Genomic DNA, 17,253 nt, shown 5'->3' on the forward strand with positions numbered 1-17,253 from the left:
CACGTGTTGGGGTGGACGTCGGTGTCGGCCCGGGCGGGGAAGCTGGCCAGGGCCCGCCGTCGCGTCCGTCCGGGTCGACACCGACGCCGACCTACTATCCACTTATTTCGATCCGCGCGCTGCCCCGTGGGGCACGCGTTCACTCCTTGACGTCGGCGTCCTCGGTGACCTGCTCGGTCGGCTCGCTCTGCTCCGCGCGGGTGACCACCCGGGCGATGGCCGGCCGGGCGTACCGGGTCTGCACGCCGGGGGCGACCTCGAGCAGGACGGTGTCGTCGTCGACGCCGGTGACCGTGCCGTACAGCCCGCCGATGGTGACCACCTCGTCGCCGGGGCCGAGCGCGGACTGCATGGCCTCGGCTTGCTTGCGGCGCTTCTGCTGGGGGCGGATCATCATGAAGTACATGACGCCGAAGAGCAGAGCGATCATCAGGATCGGCGTCAGACCGCCGGCTCCCCCACCGCCCTCTGCTGCGTAAAGCACGGTAAAGACCTTCCCATTGGCCACCCGTCCGACGGGGGGCGCCGGAGCGGAGGCGTGTTCTCACGTCCTGTACAGACCGCGGCGAGTCTAATCCCTGCACCTGAGAACGCCGAACGCAGCTCGGATCACGTTCGCATCACGGCTGATCGGGCTCGACGGAGAAGAGATCGGGCACGGGAGGGGCGCTCCCGCCAAATGTACCATTCGGCGGGATACGCCCCAGATGATGCCAGGCAGCCTCGGTCGCCACCCGGCCCCGGGGCGTGCGGGCCAGCAGGCCGGCCCGGACCAGGAACGGCTCGCAGACCTCCTCGACCGTGTCCGGCTGCTCGCCGACCGCCACGGCGAGGGTGGAGAGCCCGACCGGGCCACCCCGGAACGAGTCGACCAGCGCGGTCAGCACCGCCCGGTCCAGCCGGTCCAGCCCGAGCGCGTCCACGTCGTACACGGTCAGGGCGGCCCGGGCGGTCTCCACGGTGACCACGCCGTCGGCCCGAACCTCGGCGAAGTCGCGGACCCGGCGCAGCAGCCGGTTGGCGATCCGGGGGGTGCCCCGGGAGCGGCCGGCGATCTCGGCCGCGCCGTCGTCGGTGATCGGTACGCCGAGGATGCGGGCCGAGCGGTGCAGCAGGGTCTCCAGGTCCGCCGGGGAGTAGAAGTCGAGGTGGGCGACGAAACCGAAGCGGTCCCGCATCGGCCCGGTCAGCAGGCCCGACCGGGTGGTCGCGCCAACCAGGGTGAACGGCTCCACGTCCAGCGGGATGGCGGTCGCGCCGGGACCCTTGCCGACCACCACGTCGACCCGGAAGTCCTCCATCGCGCTGTAGAGCAGTTCCTCCGCCGGCCGGGCGATCCGGTGGATCTCGTCGATGAAGAGCACGTCGCCCTCGGCGAGGCTGGTCAGGATCGCCGCCAGGTCGCCCGAGCGTTCGATGGCCGGGCCGCTGGTCACCCGGATGCCCGAGCCCAGCTCGGCGGCGACGATGTTGGCCAGGCTGGTCTTGCCCAGGCCGGGCGGCCCGGAGAGCAGGATGTGGTCCGGCGGGGAACCGCGCCGCATCGCCCCCTTGAGCAGCAGGTCGAGCTGGTCGCGGACGCGGTCCTGGGCGATGAACTCGTCGAGCCGCTTCGGCCGGACGCTCACCTCCAGGTCCCGCTCCGCGTCCTGGACGTACGCCGAGACGAGGCCGTTGTCGGTCACGCTGTCTCCTCCCCCCGGGCGTCGGTCACCTGGTCCGGCCCAGCAGTCGGATCGCCTGCTTGAGCAGGACCGGCACCGGCGGGGTCGGGCCGTCCACGGTCTCCGCCACGGCGGCCACCGCCTGGTCGGCCTGGCCCGCCGTCCAGCCCAGCCCGACCAGTGCCTGCCGGACCTGCTCGGGCCAGGCGCCGCTGGTCACCCCGGCCGCGCCGTCCGGTCCGACGGCCACCGGGCCGATCCGGTCCCGCAGTTCCAGCACCAGCCGCTCGGCGCCCTTCTTGCCGATGCCCGGCACCCGGGTCAGCGCGGCGGTGTCGCCGTTGGCGATGGCCTTGCGCACCCCGTCGGGGGTGTGCACGGCCAGCACCGCCTGAGCCAGCCGGGGGCCGACCCCGCTGGCGGTCTGGAGCAGCTCGAACAGCGCCTTGGCGTCGTCGTCGGCGAAGCCATAGAGGGTGAGCGAATCCTCCCGGACCACCAGGCTGGTGGCGAGCCGGGTCTCCTGGCCGACCCGCAGCTCGGCGAGGGTGCCGGGGGCGCACTGCACGGCGAGGCCGACCCCGCCGACCTCCACCACCGCGTGGTCCGGACCGGTCGCGGTCACCGTGCCGCGCACGCTGGCGATCATCGCGCTCCTCCTCGTCGTACCCGGTCGGCGGCGGCGGCCAGCTTCGAACGGGTGCCGCCCCGCCAGATGTGGCAGATGGCCAGGGCCAGCGCGTCGGCGGCGTCGGCCGGCTTCGGCGGCTCGGCCAGCCGCAGCAGCCGGGTCACCATGGCAGTCATCTGCGCCTTGTCCGCCTGGCCGGAGCCGGTGATCGCCGCCTTCACCTCGCTCGGCGTGTACGTCTGCACGGGCAGGCCGGCGCGCGCCCCGGCCAGCACGGCGATCCCGCTGGCCTGGGCGGTGCCCATCACGGTACGGACGTTGTGCTGGCTGAACACCCGTTCCACGGCGACGCTCTCCGGCCGGTGCTCGGCGACCAGCTCGGTGAGCGCCCGGTCGAGCAGCAGCAGCCGGCGCGGCAGTTCGTCGTCCGGGTCGGTGCGCACGACGTGGTACGCCACCAGCGTGCAGGGCCGCCCCGGCACGCCCTCGACCACGCCGACCCCGCACCGGGTCAGCCCCGGGTCGACGCCCAGCACCCGCACGCCGTCTCCTCCCCGAGCCGCCAGCAGTACGTGTGTTCGACACCCTACTGGTCGTCCCGACGGCCACCACCTCCGGACACGCCGGGCGTCCGACAGCGCCGGCGGGACGGTCCGGCCACCGGCGGGACACCCGGGCGCTGCGGGCGCGAAACGACGGAGCGTCAGTCCCACATAGCCGGGCCGTGGAGTATGTGCGGAGCAACCATGTGCCGTGGGGCACACAACTCGTAACTTCTGCGCCATGACGGCTGAACCCGTGGCGTTCCCCCACGTTGTCCAGGTCGACCTCACCGGTCGTACCGCGCTGGTTACCGGTGGTGGCAGTGGTATCGGCCGGGCATGCGCCCTGCGACTCGCCGCGGCCGGCGCGACGGTGCACGTGGTGGACGTCAACGTCGAGGCGGCCAAGGAGGTCGCCGACGAGGCGGGCGGGCGCGCCGAGGGCGTCGACCTGGCCGACCCGGAGGCGGTCGAACGGCTCGACACCGACGTCGACATCGTGGTGAACAACGCCGGCCTCCAGCACGTGGCCCCGGTCGCCGAGTTCCCGGTCGAACGCTTCGCCCACCTGCACCGGGTGATGGTGGAGGCGCCGTTCCGGATCGTCCGGCGGGCGCTGCCGCACATGTACGCCCGGGGTTGGGGACGGGTCATCACCGTCTCCTCGGTGCACGGGCTGCGGGCCTCGGCGTACAAGTCGGCGTACGTGTCGGCCAAGCACGCCGTGGAGGGCCTGTCCAAGGTCATCGCGTTGGAGGGCGCCGCGCACGGGGTCACCGCCAACTGCGTCAACCCGGCGTACGTGCGGACCCCGCTGGTGGAGAGTCAGATCGCCGAGCAGGCGGCCCGGCACGGCATCGGCGAGGACGAGGTGATCGACAAGATCATGCTGGCCCGGGCGGCGATCAAACGGCTGATCGAGCCGGAGGAGGTCGCTGAGTTGATCGCCTATCTCTGCTCCCCGCCGGCGTCGTTCATCACCGGATCTTCAATCGCCCTCGACGGGGGCTGGACGGCCAACTAGGGGTGACCAGCACAATGTCGCTCATGTCGTCGCCGATCGAGTTCCTGGAACTGCTCGCCCGGGAGGCCGCGGCCGTCGAGTTCGAGGGACCGCTGGTCGCCGCGCGCTCGGCCGGGCTGCCCGCCAACCAGATCGCCGAGCTCGAGCAGGCGAAGGTGCTGGCGCTGCGGGTACGCGCGCTGCTGGAACGGCGCCGCCGCCGCGAGATCGAGCTGTCCGGGCTGTACGACACGGCCAGTGACCTGGCCGGGCTGCGGGACTCCGACGACGTGCTGCGGGCCATCGTGCACCGGGCCCGGAACCTGCTCGGCGCGGACGTCGCGTACATGACCCTCAACGACGACGACCGGGGCGACACGTACATGCGGGTCACCGACGGGTCGGTCTCCGCCCGGTTCCAGCGGCTGCGGTTGCCGATAGGAGCCGGGCTCGGCGGTCTGGTGGCCCAGTCCGGCACCCCCTACGTGACCGCCAACTACTCCGAGGACGACCGCTTCCACCACACCGGCGAGATCGACGCCGGGGTGCGTGAGGAGGGCCTGGTGGCGATCCTGGGCGTGCCGCTGCGGCTCGGCTCGACCTCGATCGGGGTGCTCTACGCGGCGAACCGCTCCGCCCGGCCGTTCGCCCGGGAGGAGGTGGCCCTGCTGGTCTCGCTCGCCGCGCACGCCGCGGTGGCCATCGACACCGCCCGGCTGCTCGCCGAGACCCGGGCGGCGCTGGAGGAACTGTCGACGGCGAACACCACCATCCGGGCGCACAGCACCTCGGTGGAGCGGGCCGCGGCGGCCCACGACCGGATGACCGCGCTGGTGCTGCGCGGCGGCGGGGTGGAGGACGTCGCGGCGGCGGTCACCGACGTGCTCGGCGGGGCGCTGCTGGCGCTGGACGCCGAGGGGCGGCTGCTGGCCCGGGTCGGTGAGATCGACGAGCCGGACCGCTCGGACATGGTGGAGGCGGTGGCCGCGTCGCGGACCGAAGGACGCAGCGTGCGGCGGGGCCGGCTCTGGTACGCCGCCGTGGTCGCCGGCGCGGAGAACCTCGGCGCGCTGGTGCTGCGCCCGGAGGACGAGTTGGTCGACGCCGACCAGCGCATCCTAGAGCGGGCCGCCCTGGTCACCGCGTTGCTGCTGCTGTTCCGGCGGACCGTCGCCGAGGCGGAGGGTCGGGTCCGGGGTGAGCTGCTCGACGACCTGATCGCCCGGCCACTGAGCGACGCCGAGGCGCTGCACAGCCGGGGCCGACGGCTCGGCGTCGACCTGGACGCCGCGCACGTGCTGGTGGCGGTCGGCGACGACGCGTTCGCGTCGACCGGCTCGGCCCGGCAGCGGGTGGTCTCCTGGGCCACCACGTACGCCTCGACCCGGGGTGGGCTGGCCGCCGCGCGCGACGGGCGGGTGGTACTGATGCTGCCTGGCCAGGACGCCGGCGCCGCGGCCCGGGCGGTGGCCCGGGACCTGTCCCGGGTGACCGGCCGGCCGGTGACCGCCGGGGCGAGCGGACCGGCGCGCGGGCCGGCGTCGCTGGCGGCGACGTTCCGGGAGGCGGACCGCTGCCTGACCGCCCTCGGCGCGCTGGGCCGGATCGGCCAGGGCGCAAGCACCGCCGAGCTGGGCTTCGTCGGGCTGCTGCTCGGCGCGGTCGGCGACCGGGGCGACCGGGACGTGTCCCGGTTCCTCACCGACACCGTCGGCCCGGTGGTCGACTACGACGCCCGGCGGGGCACCGCGCTGGTGAAGACCCTGGAGGCGTACTTCGGGGTCGGCGGGAGCCTGGCCCGGGCGGCGGAACAGCTGCACGTGCACGTCAACACGGTCACCCAGCGGCTGGAACGGGTGGGGCAACTGCTCGGCCCGGACTGGCAGAAGCCGGAGCGGGCGCTGGAGGTGCAGCTCGCGCTCCGTCTGCACCGGCTCCGCGACCCGGGCCGCTGAGCCAGACCCGGCTATCCGGCCCCCGCCAGCTCGGACCGGCCGGTTCCGGGCGGCTCGGAACCGCTGCTCCCGGGCGGGCCGGAACCACCACTCGCGGCCGGGTCGGAGTGATCTGTCCCGGTCGGGACGACGGAGCGGCCGGGCAGCCAGCGCAGCATGCCCAGCAGCCCGAGACCGGCCACGGCGGCGGCGAGCAGCGCCACCGAGTGCATGGCGGTGACGAAGGCCCGGTCCGCCGTGGCCAGCAGGGCGGTGGCGTCCGCGCCAAGCCCGGGCGCGACGCCGTACGCCCCGGCAAGGGACCCCTCGGCTGCCTCCCGGACCCCGTCGGGCAGTTCCCCGGTGGCCGGCGCGACCCGGGCCCGGTAGACCGCGGCGAGCACCGCGCCGAGCACCGAGACCCCGAGGGCCGCGCCTACCTGCCGGACCGTGTTGGTGACCGCCGAACCGACGCCGGCCCGCTGGCGGGGCAGCGCCGCCAGGACCGACTCGGTGGCCGGGGCGGTGATGTGCGCCATGCCCACGCCCTGGACCCCGAGCAGCACGGCGATCACCCAGATCGGGGTGGCCGCGTCGACCAGGGCCCAGCCCGCCAGCGCGACCGTGACCAGGCCCAGTCCGCCGCCGCAGACCACCCGGGCGCCGTACCGGCGGACCAGGGTGGCGCTGCGCGGGGCGAGGACAAGCTGGGCCAGGGCCAGCGGCAGGTAGAGCAGGCCGGTGTGCAGCGGCGAGTGGCCGCGCACCAGTTGCAGGTGGAACGCGCTGACGAACATCACCCCCGACCCGGCGAAGAAGACCAGGCCGACCAGGGCCACCGGGGCGGCAAACCGGGGCATCCGGAACAGTCGCACGTCCAGCGCGGGGTGCTCGGTGCGCCGCTCGTGCCAGCCGAACGCGACCAGCACGGCCAGGCCGCTGAGCACCGCCGCCCAGACCACCGGGCGGTCGAAGCCGTGCTCACCGCCGTCGATCACACCCCAGGTGAGGGTGACCAGGCCGACCACGGAGAGCCCCACGCCGGGCAGGTCGATCCGGCCGGGACGGGGATCGCGCGACTCGGGCACCAGCAGCGCCCCGGCGACCAGACCGGCGACCGCCACCGGCACGTTGACCAGGAAGACCGACCCCCACCAGAAGTGCTCCAGCAGGACGCCACCGAGGATCGGGCCGGCCGCCACGGCGAGCCCGACCGAGGCGGACCAGAACCCGATCGCCCGGGGGCGTTCCCGGGGGTCGAAGACGGTGGCGATGATCGACAGGGTCACCGGCATGATCGCCGCGCCGCCGAGGCCCATCACCGCCCGGGCCAGGACCAGGTGCGCCGGCTCCTGGGCGTACGCCGACAGCAGCGAACCCAGCCCGAAGACGGCGAGCCCGGCCAGCAGGAACCGCCGCCGGCCGTACCGGTCGCCGAGCACTCCGAGGGTGAACAGCAGCCCGGCGAAGACCAGCGTGTACGAGTTGATCGCCCACTCCAGCTCGGCCTGGCTCGCGCCGAGGCCGTGCACCGGATCGGCCAGGGTGCGCAGGGCGACGTTGAGGATGGTGGTGTCCATGACCACCAGGAGCAGGCTGACCACGGTCACCCCGAGGATCGGCCACCGCCTCGGGTGCCCGGTGTTCGCGTACGCCGGCACGGCACGCCTCCCCTGCGATCCTGCCGGGGGCGGCGCGGTCGGATCCCGTCCCCAGCCTAGGCCGCCCGACCACCGACAGGGAACCGCCTCTGAGCAGGTTTTTCCTGCTCAGAGGCGGTTCCCGAGACGGTCGGGCGGAGCCCGTCACTCGCGGCGGCCGGGGCGCCAACGGGCGGCCAGCGCCGCCACACTGCCCCAGATGCCGCGCCGGAACAGGAGCACGACCAGCACGAAGATGGTCCCGGTGACCAGGTTGATCGCCGGAAAGCCGGAGAAGGACAGCCAGTCCTCCAGCCGCACCAGGATGCCCGCGCCGAGCACCCCGCCCCAGAGCGTGCCGATCCCGCCGAGCACCACGACGATCACCGCCTTGCCGGAGGTGGTCCAGTGCAGGGTCTCCAGCGAGACGAACCGGTGTCCGATGGCGAACAGGCCGCCGCCCAGCCCGGCGATGAAGCCGGAGAGGACGAACGCGGTCAGCTTGTACTGGCGGACCGGGTAGCCGAGCGCGCGGGCGCGGGCCGGGTTGTCCCGGATGCCGACCAGCACCCGACCGAAGGGCGAGTTCACGATCCGCCAGGCGGCGGCGAGCCCGAGCAGCACGATGGGCAGCGCCGCGTAGTAGTAGTAGAAGTCGTCGGTGAGGTCGAGCCCGAAAAACTCCCGGGGCACGCTCTGCAGACCGTTCTCGCCCCGGGTGACCGAGCGCCACTCGTTGGCGATGTAGTAGACCATCTGCGCGAACGCCAGGGTGACCATGGCGAAGTAGATGCCGGTACGGCTCACCGCCAGGTACCCGATGGGCACCGCGAGCACCGCCGAGGCGAGCGCGCCGAGCAGCACCGCCGCCGGGAACGGCAGGCCGGCGTTGATGGCGACCAGCCCGGTGACGTACGCCGAGGTGCCCCAGAAGGCGGCGTGCCCGAAGGACATCAGCCCGGTGTAGCCGAGCAGCAGGTCCACCGAGACGGCGAACAGCGCCCAGCAGAGGATGTCCACCGCGACCGGCGGGTAGAGACCGAAGGGCAGCAGGACCGCCACCAGCAAACCGACGGCAAGCAGTGCGTACTGGGCCCAGCGGGGGGCACGGGCGACGGCGGCCAGGGCGGAGGGGGTGCGCTTCGCACTCGGCTCCTTGTCGACCACAGTGGTCATGCCGGGGCCTCCTCTCGGCCGAAGAGCCCGGCCGGACGCCAGAGCAGCACCACGGCCATCACGATGAACACGGTCGTCTGGGCGACGATCGGCCAGTCCGACAGGTAGGCCTCGCCCCATGCCTGGATCAGCCCGATGCCGAAGCCGGCCGCGACCGAGCCGAAGATCGAGCCGAGACCGCCGATCACCACCACCGCGAAGACCACGATGATCAGGTCCGCGCCCATCAGCGGGTTGACCGCCCGCATCGGCGCGGCGAGCACCCCGGCCAGCCCGGCCAGGGCGATCCCGAAGCCGAAGACCGGCGTGATCCACTTGCCGACATCGATACCGAACGCCCGGGTCAACTCGGGACGCTCGGTGGCGGCCCGAACCACCATGCCGATCCGGGTGTGGCCGAGCAGCCACCACGCGGCGACGCAGACGGCCACCGCGAAGCCGAGGATGAACACCCGGTAGGTGGGGAAGTCGAACAGTCCGAAGTCGACCGAGCCACTCAGTTCCTTCGGGGTGGTGTACGGGCTGGACTGCGCGCCGTACCGGAGCTTCACCAGGTCCTGGAGGATCAGCGTCAGGCCGAAGGTGAGCAGGAAGTTGTACAGCGGGTCGAGTCGGGTGAGCCGGTGAATGAAGGCCCGTTCCAGCAGCATGCCGAGCAGCCCCAGCGCGACGGGCATGATCACCAGCGCCGCCCAGAACGGCACCCCGGCCTCGCTGAGCAGCACGTAGGCCCCGAACGCGCCGAGCATGTAGAACGCGCCGTGCGCGAAGTTGACCACCCGCAGCATGCCGAAGATGACCGCGAGCCCGAGGGCGAGCAGGGCGTAGAACGCCCCGCTCACCAACCCGTTGAACGTGTTTAGGAGGAAGCCGGTCACGGCGACGTCACATCCGGCAGTCCGGGGACGGGGCCGCGAACGCCTCCGCCGCCGGGATGGTCTTGAGGATCTTCACGTAGTCCCACTCCTCGGTGACCTCGGCACCCGGCTTGACCTGGGCGAGGTAGGCGTCGTGCACGACCCGGTGGTCCTCGGCGCGGATCTTGCCGTTACGGAGGAAGACGTCGTTGATGGTCTTGCCCTCCAGCTCCTTGACGATGGTGTCCGCGTCGTCGGTGCCGGCGGCCTGCACCGCCTCCAGGTACTGGGTGGCGGCGGAGTAGTTGGCCGCGTGCGCGAAGGTGGGCCGGGTCCCGGTCTCCGCCTTGAACCGGTCGGCGAACTCCCGGTTCTGCTGGTCGAAGTTCCAGTACCAGGCGTCGGTGTAGGTGGTGCCGGCCAACGCGTCCGGGGTGAGCGAGTGGATGTCGGTGAGGAACATCAGCCCGACCGCCAGGCCGACGCCCTTCTCCCGGAGCTTGAACTCGTTGTACTGCTTGACCACGTTGACCAGCTCGGCGCCGGCCTGCATGGTGCCGAGCACGTCCGGCTTCGGGTTCAGCCCAGGGGCCTTCAGCAGGTACGTCGAGTAGTCGCCGCTGGTGTTCGGGAACGGCGCGGCGTCCTTCGCCAGCACCTTGCCGCCGGCCGCAGTGATCGCATTGGAGAAGTTACGCTCCATGTCCTGCCCGAACTGGTAGTTCGGGTAGAGCACGTACCAGTTCTTCGCGCCCTGCTCGGTGGTGTTCCGGCCGGTGCCGTTGGCCAGCATGTACGTGTCGTACGCGTAGTGGAACGTGTACTTGTTGCACTTCGCGCCGGTCAGCGTGGTGGTGGCCGCGCCGATGTTGAAGTAGAGCTTCTTCTTCTCCTTCGCCACGTCGGCCACCTTCTCGGCGGCCGACGAGGTCGGCACGTCGAGGATCAGGTCCACGGCCTTGCGGTCGTACATCTCGTTCGCCTTGGTGTTGGCGATGTCCGGCTTGTTCTGGTGGTCGGCGGTCTCCACGGTGATGTCCTTCGTCACCGCGTCGTCGCCGTGCTTCTTCTTGAAGTCGGCGATGGCCATCTCCACGGCCTTCACCGAGTTCTTGCCGGACAGCTCGAGGTAGGCACCGGACTGGTCGTTGAGCACGCCCAGCACGATCTTGTCCCCGCTGAGCTTGCCGTCGCCCGAGGACTGCGGTCCCCCACCGCAGCCGGCCACCAGCAACGCGGCCGCCGACACGGCGGCCACTCCCACGGTCCTGCGCATGGTCATCCCTCCATCCGCGCACGCCGCGCGGCTCAGTTGTCAGATGCCGAGGTACGACAGCAGCTCGCGTTCCCGCGAGCGCACCTCGGAGTTGTCCATCGCCTCCACGATGCGTCCCTCGGCCAGCAGGTAGTGCCGGTCGGCGACGCCGGTGGCGAAGTGCAGGTTCTGCTCGACCAGCAGCACGGTCACCCCGTGCTGCTTGGCCTGCCGCAGGATCTCGCCGACCTGCCCCACCAGCAGTGGGGAGAGGCCCTCGGTCGGCTCGTCGCAGAGCAGCAGCCGGGCGCCCATCCGCAGCACCCGGGCCAGGGCGAGCATCTGCTGCTCGCCGCCGGAGAGCTGGGTGGCGGCCGAGTCGCGGCGGGCGTACAGAGCGGGGAACGCCTCGTACACCCGCTCCAACGGCCAGGGGTCGGGGCCCACCTTCGGCGGCAGCGTCAGGTTCTCGGTGACGCTGAGCGTGGCGTACGCGCCCCGGTCGTCGGGGACCCAGCCCAGCCCCAGCCGGGCCCGACGGTGTGCCGGGAGCCGATCGACGTCCCGGCCGTCCAGGGTGATCGTGCCGCTGCGACCGGCGTGCAGCCCCATCACACAGCGCAGCAGGGTGGACTTGCCGGCCCCGTTGCGCCCGACCAGGGTGACCACCTCGCCCGCGTCGATGGTGAGGCTCACCCCGCGCAGCACCTGCGCCTCGCCGTACCAGGCGGACAGGTCGTCAACGCGCAGCATCGGTCGCTCCGTCCGTCGCTCCATGGGCGGCTCCCAGGTAGGCGGTGATCACACGTTCGTCGGCACGGACCTGCTCGTACGGGCCCTCCACGAGGACCTTGCCGGCCTGTAGCACGGTGACGGTGTCCGCCAGCCGACCGACCACGCTCATGTTGTGTTCGACCATCACCACGGTCCGGCCGGCGCGGACCCGGGCGATCAGTTCGGCGGTGCGGTCGACGTCCTCGAGGCCCATCCCAGCGGTCGGCTCGTCGAGCAGCAGCACCCGGGGGTCGAGGGCGAGGGCGATGGCCAGTTCCAGGGCCCGTTTACGCCCGTACGCGAGGGCGTCGGCGGGGGTCTCGGCCAGGTCGGCGAGCCCGACCTCGGCGAGCAGCTCGTCGGCCCGGGCGGTGTAGCGGCTCATCAGACGCGCCGATCGCCAGAACCGCCAGCCCAGCCCGCTGGGGCTCTGCAACGCCAGCGCCACGTGTTCGCGGGCGGAGAGCTGCGGGAAGAGGCTGGTGATCTGGAAGGACCGGGCGACACCGAGTCGGGCGACCCGTTCCGGCGGCAGGCCACCGATGTCCCGTCCGTCCAGCAGGATGCGTCCGTCACTGGGCCGCAGGAAGCCGGTGAGCAGGTTGAACAGGGTGGTCTTGCCGGCGCCGTTCGGCCCGACCAGGGCGTGCACGGTGCCCTCGACGACGTCCAGGTCGACCTGGTCCACGGCCCGGAAGCCCCGGAAGTCCCGGGTCAGCCCCCGCGCCGACAGCAGTCCCTGCCCAGCCATCGCACCCTCCGCAGATCAACGGCGACGACCGGTCCGGTGACCACGGTCACAGGATCGTCGCGTGCAGGAAACCTACGGCGAGGCGGATGTCTCTAACTATGTCGATGTCCCATACATTCGGGCCCGATCACCCGGGCCCGTCCACCATGAGGAACGGGCCCGGATCGTCAATGCGTCGGCGGAGCACCCCATTGACATGTGGGGATGCCACCGGTCGCCATCAGCCGGCAAGCGCGTTCAGGGCGAGGTCCACGTCCTCCTCGGAGCTGTAGACGTGGAAGGAGGCCCGGACCCGTCCGGCGCGGACCGCCGCCCGTACTCCGGCCCGCTCCAGCTTCTCCTCCGCCCCGGGGACGTCGACCGTGACGATCGCGCTCTCCCCGGGCGGACGCCCCAGACCGTCGAGGAACCGGTTGGCCAGGGCCACGTCGTGGTCCCGGATCGCCGGCACCCCGATCTCGGCGACGAGTTCCAGCGCGGGGGCCGCGCCGACATAGCAGAACCAGGCCGGGGAGATGTCGAACCGCCGGGCGTCGTCGGCCAGACGCAGTGGCGGCCCGTAGTAGGAGCCGTTCGGGTCCCCGCCCGCGAACCAGCCGGCGGCGTCCGGTCGCATCCGGTCCCGCAACCCCGGCGCCAGGTAGCCGAGGGCCACGCCGCGCGGGGCGGTCAGCCACTTGTACGCCCCGACCACCACCGCGTCGGCCCGGCGGGCGTCGAAGGGCAGCCAGCCACAGCCCTGGGTGGCGTCGACCGACACCAGTGCACCGTGCGCGCGGGCGGCGGCCACGATCTCGTCGTACGGGGCGATCCGGCCGTCGGCGGACTGCACCAGGCTGAACGCGACCAGGTCGGTGCCGTCGTCGATGGCGTCGACAAGCTTCTCCAGCGGCACCGTCCGCACCTCGACACCCCGCTCGGCCTGCGCCAGCCAGGGGAAGAGGTTGCTGATGAACTCGACCTCCGGCACCACCACCCGCGCCCCCGGCGGCAACGCCGCAGCGACCGGGGCCAACAGCTGGGACACCGTGCTCCCGATCGCCACGTCCCCGGCCGGTACGCCCACCAGCCGGGCGAACGCCGCCCGCGACCGTTCGGCCGACTCGTTCCACAACTCGATGGCATTGCGTCCGACCCGCCACTGGGCCAGCGCCTCCTGGAGCGCCGTCCAGGTCGGTTCGGCCGGCAGCCCGTAACTGGCCGTGTTCAGCCAACCGGGCTCCGGATGCCACAGCTTCCGTGCCTCGTCCAGATCCATGACTCCGACGCTAGCCGCGTGATCACGACTCGGTCACAGCCAATTGACGGTCCCTGGCTCCCGGCACGGCCGGCCCCGCCAGCCCACGGTGGTCAGCTCACGCCGGCCCCGCCGGCCCACGGTGGTCAGCTCACGCCGGCCCGCCGGCCCCGCCGGTCCGCGGTGGTCAGCTCACGTTTGCCGGGCCGAGCACGCTCTTCAGGTCACCCATCAGCGCGGTGGTCGGCGCCACCCGGAACAGCCCGAACCGCCACGTCTCGATCGTGCTGCTCCGGAGGAGCTTGACGTGCACCTCGGCGTCCCCGGGGTGCAGCACCAGGGTCTCCTTGAGTCGTTCCGCGAGGGGCGGCGTCAACCGGTGCGCCGGGATGGTCAGGGTGACCGGCTTGCTGTCCGGGTTGCTGGTGATGTCCGGCAGTTGCATGTCCATCGCCATGATCCGTGGCGTGTCGTCGCGGCGGTCCACCCGCCCCTTGACCACCACGATCGCGTCCTCGGCGATGTACTGGCCGATCACCTCGTACGTGTTGGGGAAGAACAGCGTCTCCACCCCACCGGCCAGGTCCTCCAGGGTGGCCGACGCCCACGCCCGGCCCTGTTTGGTGACCCGACGTTGGACGCCGGAGAGGATGCCGGCGAGGGTGACCACCGCGCCGTCGGGCACCGAGCCCTCCTCGGACAGCGCCGCGATGGTGCAGTCCGCCGCCGCGCCGAGGACGTGTTCCAGGCCGAACAGCGGGTGGTCGGAGACGTAGAGACCGAGCATCTCCCGCTCGAAGGCGAGCTTGTCCCGCTTGTCCCACTCGCCCTCGCCGATCACCGGCATCACGGTGGTGCTGGTGGTCTCGGCGTCCCCGAACCCGGCCCCGAAGAGGTCGTACTGACCGACCGCCTCCTTGCGCTTGACGTCGGCGTACGCGTCGATCGCCTCCGCGTGCACGGCGAGCAGGCCCTTGCGGGGGTGGCCCAGCGCGTCGAACGCTCCCGCCTTGATCAGCGATTCGATGGTCTTCTTGTTGCAGACCACCGCGTCGACCTTGGACAGGAAGTCGTAGAAGTCCGTGTACTCGCTCTTCTCCTCCCGGCAGCGCATGATCGAGGCGACCACGTTCGCGCCGACGTTGCGCACCGCGCCGAGACCGAAGCGGATCTCCTTGCCGACCGGGGTGAACGGTCCGGCCGAGGTGTTCACGTCCGGCGGCAGGACCTGGATCCGCATCCGGCGACACTCGGACAGGTAGAGCGCCATCTTGTCCTTGTCGTCGCCGACGGAGGTCAGCAGCGCGGCCATGTACTCGGCCGGGTAGTGCGCCTTGAGGTACGCCGTCCAGTAGGACACCAGCCCGTACGCGGCGGAGTGCGCCTTGTTGAAGGCGTAGCCGGCGAACGGGACCAGCACGTCCCACACCGCCTGGATCGCCTCGTCGGAGTAGCCGCGCTCGCGGCAGCCGTCCCGGAACGGGATGAACTCCTTGTCGAGGATCTCCTTCTTCTTCTTGCCCATCGCCCGGCGGAGCAGGTCGGCCTGGCCGAGGCTGTAGCCAGCGAGGATCTGCGCGGCGCGCTGCACCTGCTCCTGGTAGACGATCAGGCCGTAGGTGGGGGCGAGGATCTCCCGCAGCGGCTCCTCCAACTGCGGGTGGATCGGGGTGATCTCCTGGAGGTTGTTCTTGCGCAGCGCGTAGTTGGTGTGCGAGTCCACGCCCATCGGGCCGGGCCGGTAGAGCGCCAGGACGGCGGAGATGTCCTCGAAGTTGTCCGGCTTCATCATCCGCAGCAGCGACCGCATCGGCCCGCCGTCGAGCTGGAACACGCCCAGGGTGTCGCCCCGGGCGAGCAGCTCGTAGGCGGCCTTGTCGTCCAGCTCCAGGCCCAGCAGGTCGAGGTCCTTGCCGTGGTTGAGCTGGATGTTCTTGACCGCGTCGTCGATGATCGTCAGGTTCCGCAGGCCGAGGAAGTCCATCTTCAACAGCCCGAGCGACTCGCACGTCGGGTAGTCGAACTGGGTGATGATCACCCCGTCGGAGTCCCGGCGCATCAGCGGGATGTGCTCGATGATCGGCTCGGCCGACATGATCACGCCGGCGGCGTGCACACCGGTCTGCCGGATCAGTCCCTCGATGCCCTTGGCCGTTTCGATGACCTTCTTGACGTCCGGGTCGGACTCGTACAGGCCCCGGATCTCGCCGGCCTCGGCGTACCGGGGGTGCTTCGGGTCGAAGATGCCGGACAGCGGGATGTCCTTGCCCATCACCGCCGGGGGCATCGCCTTGGTGATCCGGTCGCCCACCGCGTACGGGTAGCCGAGCACCCGGGCCGAGTCCTTGATCGCGGCCTTCGCCTTGATCGTGCCGAAGGTGGCGATCTGGGCGACCTTGTCCTCGCCCCACTTGTCGGTGACGTACTTGATCACCTCACCGCGCCGACGCTCGTCGAAGTCGATGTCGACATCCGGCATCGAGACCCGCTCGGGGTTGAGGAACCGCTCGAAGATCAGGCCGTGCGGGATCGGGTCCAGGTCGGTGATGCCCAGCGCGTACGCGACCAGCGAGCCGGCCGCCGAGCCACGGCCCGGTCCGACCGCGATGCCCTGGCTCTTCGCCCACTGGATGAAGTCGGCGACCACGAGGAAGTACGACGGGAAACCCATCTGGATGATGACGCCCAGCTCGTACTCGGCCTGGACGACGTGCCCCTCCGGAACGCCGCCCGGGAAACGGCGGGCCAGCCCCTTGAAGGTCTCCTTGCGGAACCAGGACTCCTCGGTCTCCCCCTCCGGGACCGGGAAGCGCGGCATCAGGTTGTGAAACTCGAACATCCCGGCCGGGTCGACCCTCTCGGCCACCAGCAGGGTGTTCCGGCAGCCCTCCAGCCACATGTCCGAGCCGTCGACCCCGCGCATCTCCTCGGCGGACTTGATGAAGTAGCCGCTGCCGCCGAACTTGAACCGGTTCGGGTCGGCGATGTTGCTGCCGGTCTGCACGCAGAGCAGCACGTCGTGCGACTCGGCCTGGGCCTCGTGGGTGTAGTGGGAGTCGTTGGTGACCACCGGCGGGATGCTCAGCTTCTTGCCGATCTCCAGCAGCCCGTCGCGGACCCGCTTCTCGATGTCCAGGCCGTGGTCCATCAGCTCCAGGAAGTAGTTCTCCCGGCCGAAGATCTCCTGGTACTTCGCCGCCGCCTCGAGGGCCTGGGCGTCCTGACCCAGCCGCAGTCGGGTCTGCACCTCACCCGACGGGCAGCCGGTGGTGGCCATCAGGCCCTCGGCGTGCGCGGCGATCAGCTCGGTGTCCATCCGCGGCCACTTGACGAAGAACCCCTCGGTGTACGCCTTCGAGGTGAGCGTGAAGAGGTTGTGCAGGCCGGTCTTGTTCCGCGCCCAGATCGTCTTGTGGGTGTACCCACCGCTACCGGAGACGTCGTCGCTCTTCTGCTCCGGCCGACCCCACTTCACCCGCTGCTTGTGGAACCGCGACTCCGGCGCCACGTACGCCTCGATACCCAGGATCGGGGTGACCCCGGCGGCCATCGCCTGCTTGTAGAAGTCGTGCGCGCCGTGCATGTTGCCGTGGTCGGTCATCGCCACCGCCGGCATGCCCTGCCGCGCCACCTCGGAGAAGAGGTCCTTGAGCCGGGCCGCACCGTCGAGCATCGAGTACTCCGTGTGCACGTGCAGATGCGCGAACGAGTCGGCCATACAGAGCGCCCCCCGGGTCTGATCTTTGGCGGTCGGCCTACCCTAACCCCCCGCCCGACCCCCGCCTCCGG

Annotated in this window: 14 protein-coding genes; 2 read left to right on the forward strand and 12 right to left on the reverse strand. The window is 71.5% G+C overall.

Annotated elements, in window-relative coordinates; all coding sequences use genetic code 11:
* Nucleotides 1-139: 139 nt before the first annotated feature.
* The 4 genes from yajC to ruvC all read right to left on the reverse strand — a co-directional run bounded on the left by yajC (nt 140) and on the right by ruvC (nt 2,837).
* The gene (gene yajC, locus GA0074692_RS14665; protein ID WP_091644904.1) at nt 140-484 is read right to left on the reverse strand and encodes a preprotein translocase subunit YajC; all 345 of its coding nucleotides are present in this window, start codon (nt 482-484) and stop codon (nt 140-142) included.
* Between the two features lie 136 nt (nt 485-620).
* On the reverse strand, nt 621-1,685 hold the full coding sequence (gene ruvB, locus GA0074692_RS14670) for a Holliday junction branch migration DNA helicase RuvB (RefSeq protein WP_091644907.1): 1,065 nt from the start codon (nt 1,683-1,685) through the stop codon (nt 621-623).
* A 25-nt stretch (nt 1,686-1,710) separates the two neighbouring features.
* Entirely contained in the window at nt 1,711-2,313 is a 603-nt protein-coding gene (gene ruvA / locus GA0074692_RS14675) for a Holliday junction branch migration protein RuvA (RefSeq protein ID WP_091644909.1), read from the reverse strand.
* Nucleotides 2,310-2,837, reverse strand: coding sequence for a crossover junction endodeoxyribonuclease RuvC (gene ruvC, locus GA0074692_RS14680; RefSeq protein ID WP_091644911.1), 528 nt, complete (start codon nt 2,835-2,837; stop codon nt 2,310-2,312). Before ruvC ends, ruvA begins: the two co-directional genes overlap by 4 nt.
* A gap of 241 nt (nt 2,838-3,078) precedes the next feature.
* Between ruvC and GA0074692_RS14685 the strand changes: the two genes are divergently transcribed.
* A complete protein-coding gene (locus GA0074692_RS14685; protein ID WP_091644913.1) occupies nt 3,079-3,861 on the forward strand; it encodes a 3-hydroxybutyrate dehydrogenase in 783 nt (260 codons plus the stop codon).
* A 14-nt stretch (nt 3,862-3,875) separates the two neighbouring features.
* Entirely contained in the window at nt 3,876-5,795 is a 1,920-nt protein-coding gene (locus GA0074692_RS14690; RefSeq protein ID WP_091644916.1) for a helix-turn-helix domain-containing protein, read from the forward strand.
* An 11-nt stretch (nt 5,796-5,806) separates the two neighbouring features.
* On the opposite strand, the gene GA0074692_RS14695 is transcribed toward GA0074692_RS14690, so the two are convergent.
* The 8 genes from GA0074692_RS14695 to dnaE all read right to left on the reverse strand — a co-directional run bounded on the left by GA0074692_RS14695 (nt 5,807) and on the right by dnaE (nt 17,182).
* Nucleotides 5,807-7,435 carry an MFS transporter gene (locus tag GA0074692_RS14695; RefSeq protein ID WP_091644918.1) on the reverse strand — a complete coding sequence of 543 codons (1,629 nt, stop codon included), beginning with the start codon at nt 7,433-7,435 and terminating at the stop codon, nt 5,807-5,809.
* Between the two features lie 144 nt (nt 7,436-7,579).
* Nucleotides 7,580-8,590: a branched-chain amino acid ABC transporter permease gene (locus tag GA0074692_RS14700; protein ID WP_091644921.1), complete on the reverse strand. Its 1,011-nt coding sequence runs from the start codon at nt 8,588-8,590 to the stop codon at nt 7,580-7,582.
* Complete coding sequence (locus GA0074692_RS14705; protein WP_091644923.1) at nt 8,587-9,468, reverse strand: branched-chain amino acid ABC transporter permease; 882 nt, start codon at nt 9,466-9,468, stop codon at nt 8,587-8,589. The genes GA0074692_RS14700 and GA0074692_RS14705 overlap by 4 nt, the downstream gene beginning before the upstream one ends.
* A 7-nt stretch (nt 9,469-9,475) precedes the next feature.
* Nucleotides 9,476-10,729, reverse strand: coding sequence for an ABC transporter substrate-binding protein (locus GA0074692_RS14710; protein ID WP_091644925.1), 1,254 nt, complete (start codon nt 10,727-10,729; stop codon nt 9,476-9,478).
* A gap of 33 nt (nt 10,730-10,762) precedes the next feature.
* Nucleotides 10,763-11,455, reverse strand: coding sequence for an ABC transporter ATP-binding protein (locus GA0074692_RS14715; protein WP_091644928.1), 693 nt, complete (start codon nt 11,453-11,455; stop codon nt 10,763-10,765).
* On the reverse strand, nt 11,442-12,227 hold the full coding sequence (locus GA0074692_RS14720; RefSeq protein ID WP_091644930.1) for an ABC transporter ATP-binding protein: 786 nt from the start codon (nt 12,225-12,227) through the stop codon (nt 11,442-11,444). The genes GA0074692_RS14715 and GA0074692_RS14720 overlap by 14 nt, the downstream gene beginning before the upstream one ends.
* Nucleotides 12,228-12,447: 220 nt before the next feature.
* Nucleotides 12,448-13,485 carry an aminotransferase class V-fold PLP-dependent enzyme gene (locus tag GA0074692_RS14725; protein ID WP_091644932.1) on the reverse strand — a complete coding sequence of 346 codons (1,038 nt, stop codon included), beginning with the start codon at nt 13,483-13,485 and terminating at the stop codon, nt 12,448-12,450.
* 166 nt (nt 13,486-13,651) lie between these two features.
* A complete protein-coding gene (gene dnaE / locus GA0074692_RS14730; RefSeq protein WP_091644934.1) occupies nt 13,652-17,182 on the reverse strand; it encodes a DNA polymerase III subunit alpha in 3,531 nt (1,176 codons plus the stop codon).
* Between the last annotated feature and the right edge of the window lie 71 nt (nt 17,183-17,253).

Origin of the sequence: Micromonospora pallida (assembly GCF_900090325.1) — a bacterium.
Classification (GTDB): domain Bacteria; phylum Actinomycetota; class Actinomycetes; order Mycobacteriales; family Micromonosporaceae; genus Micromonospora; species Micromonospora pallida.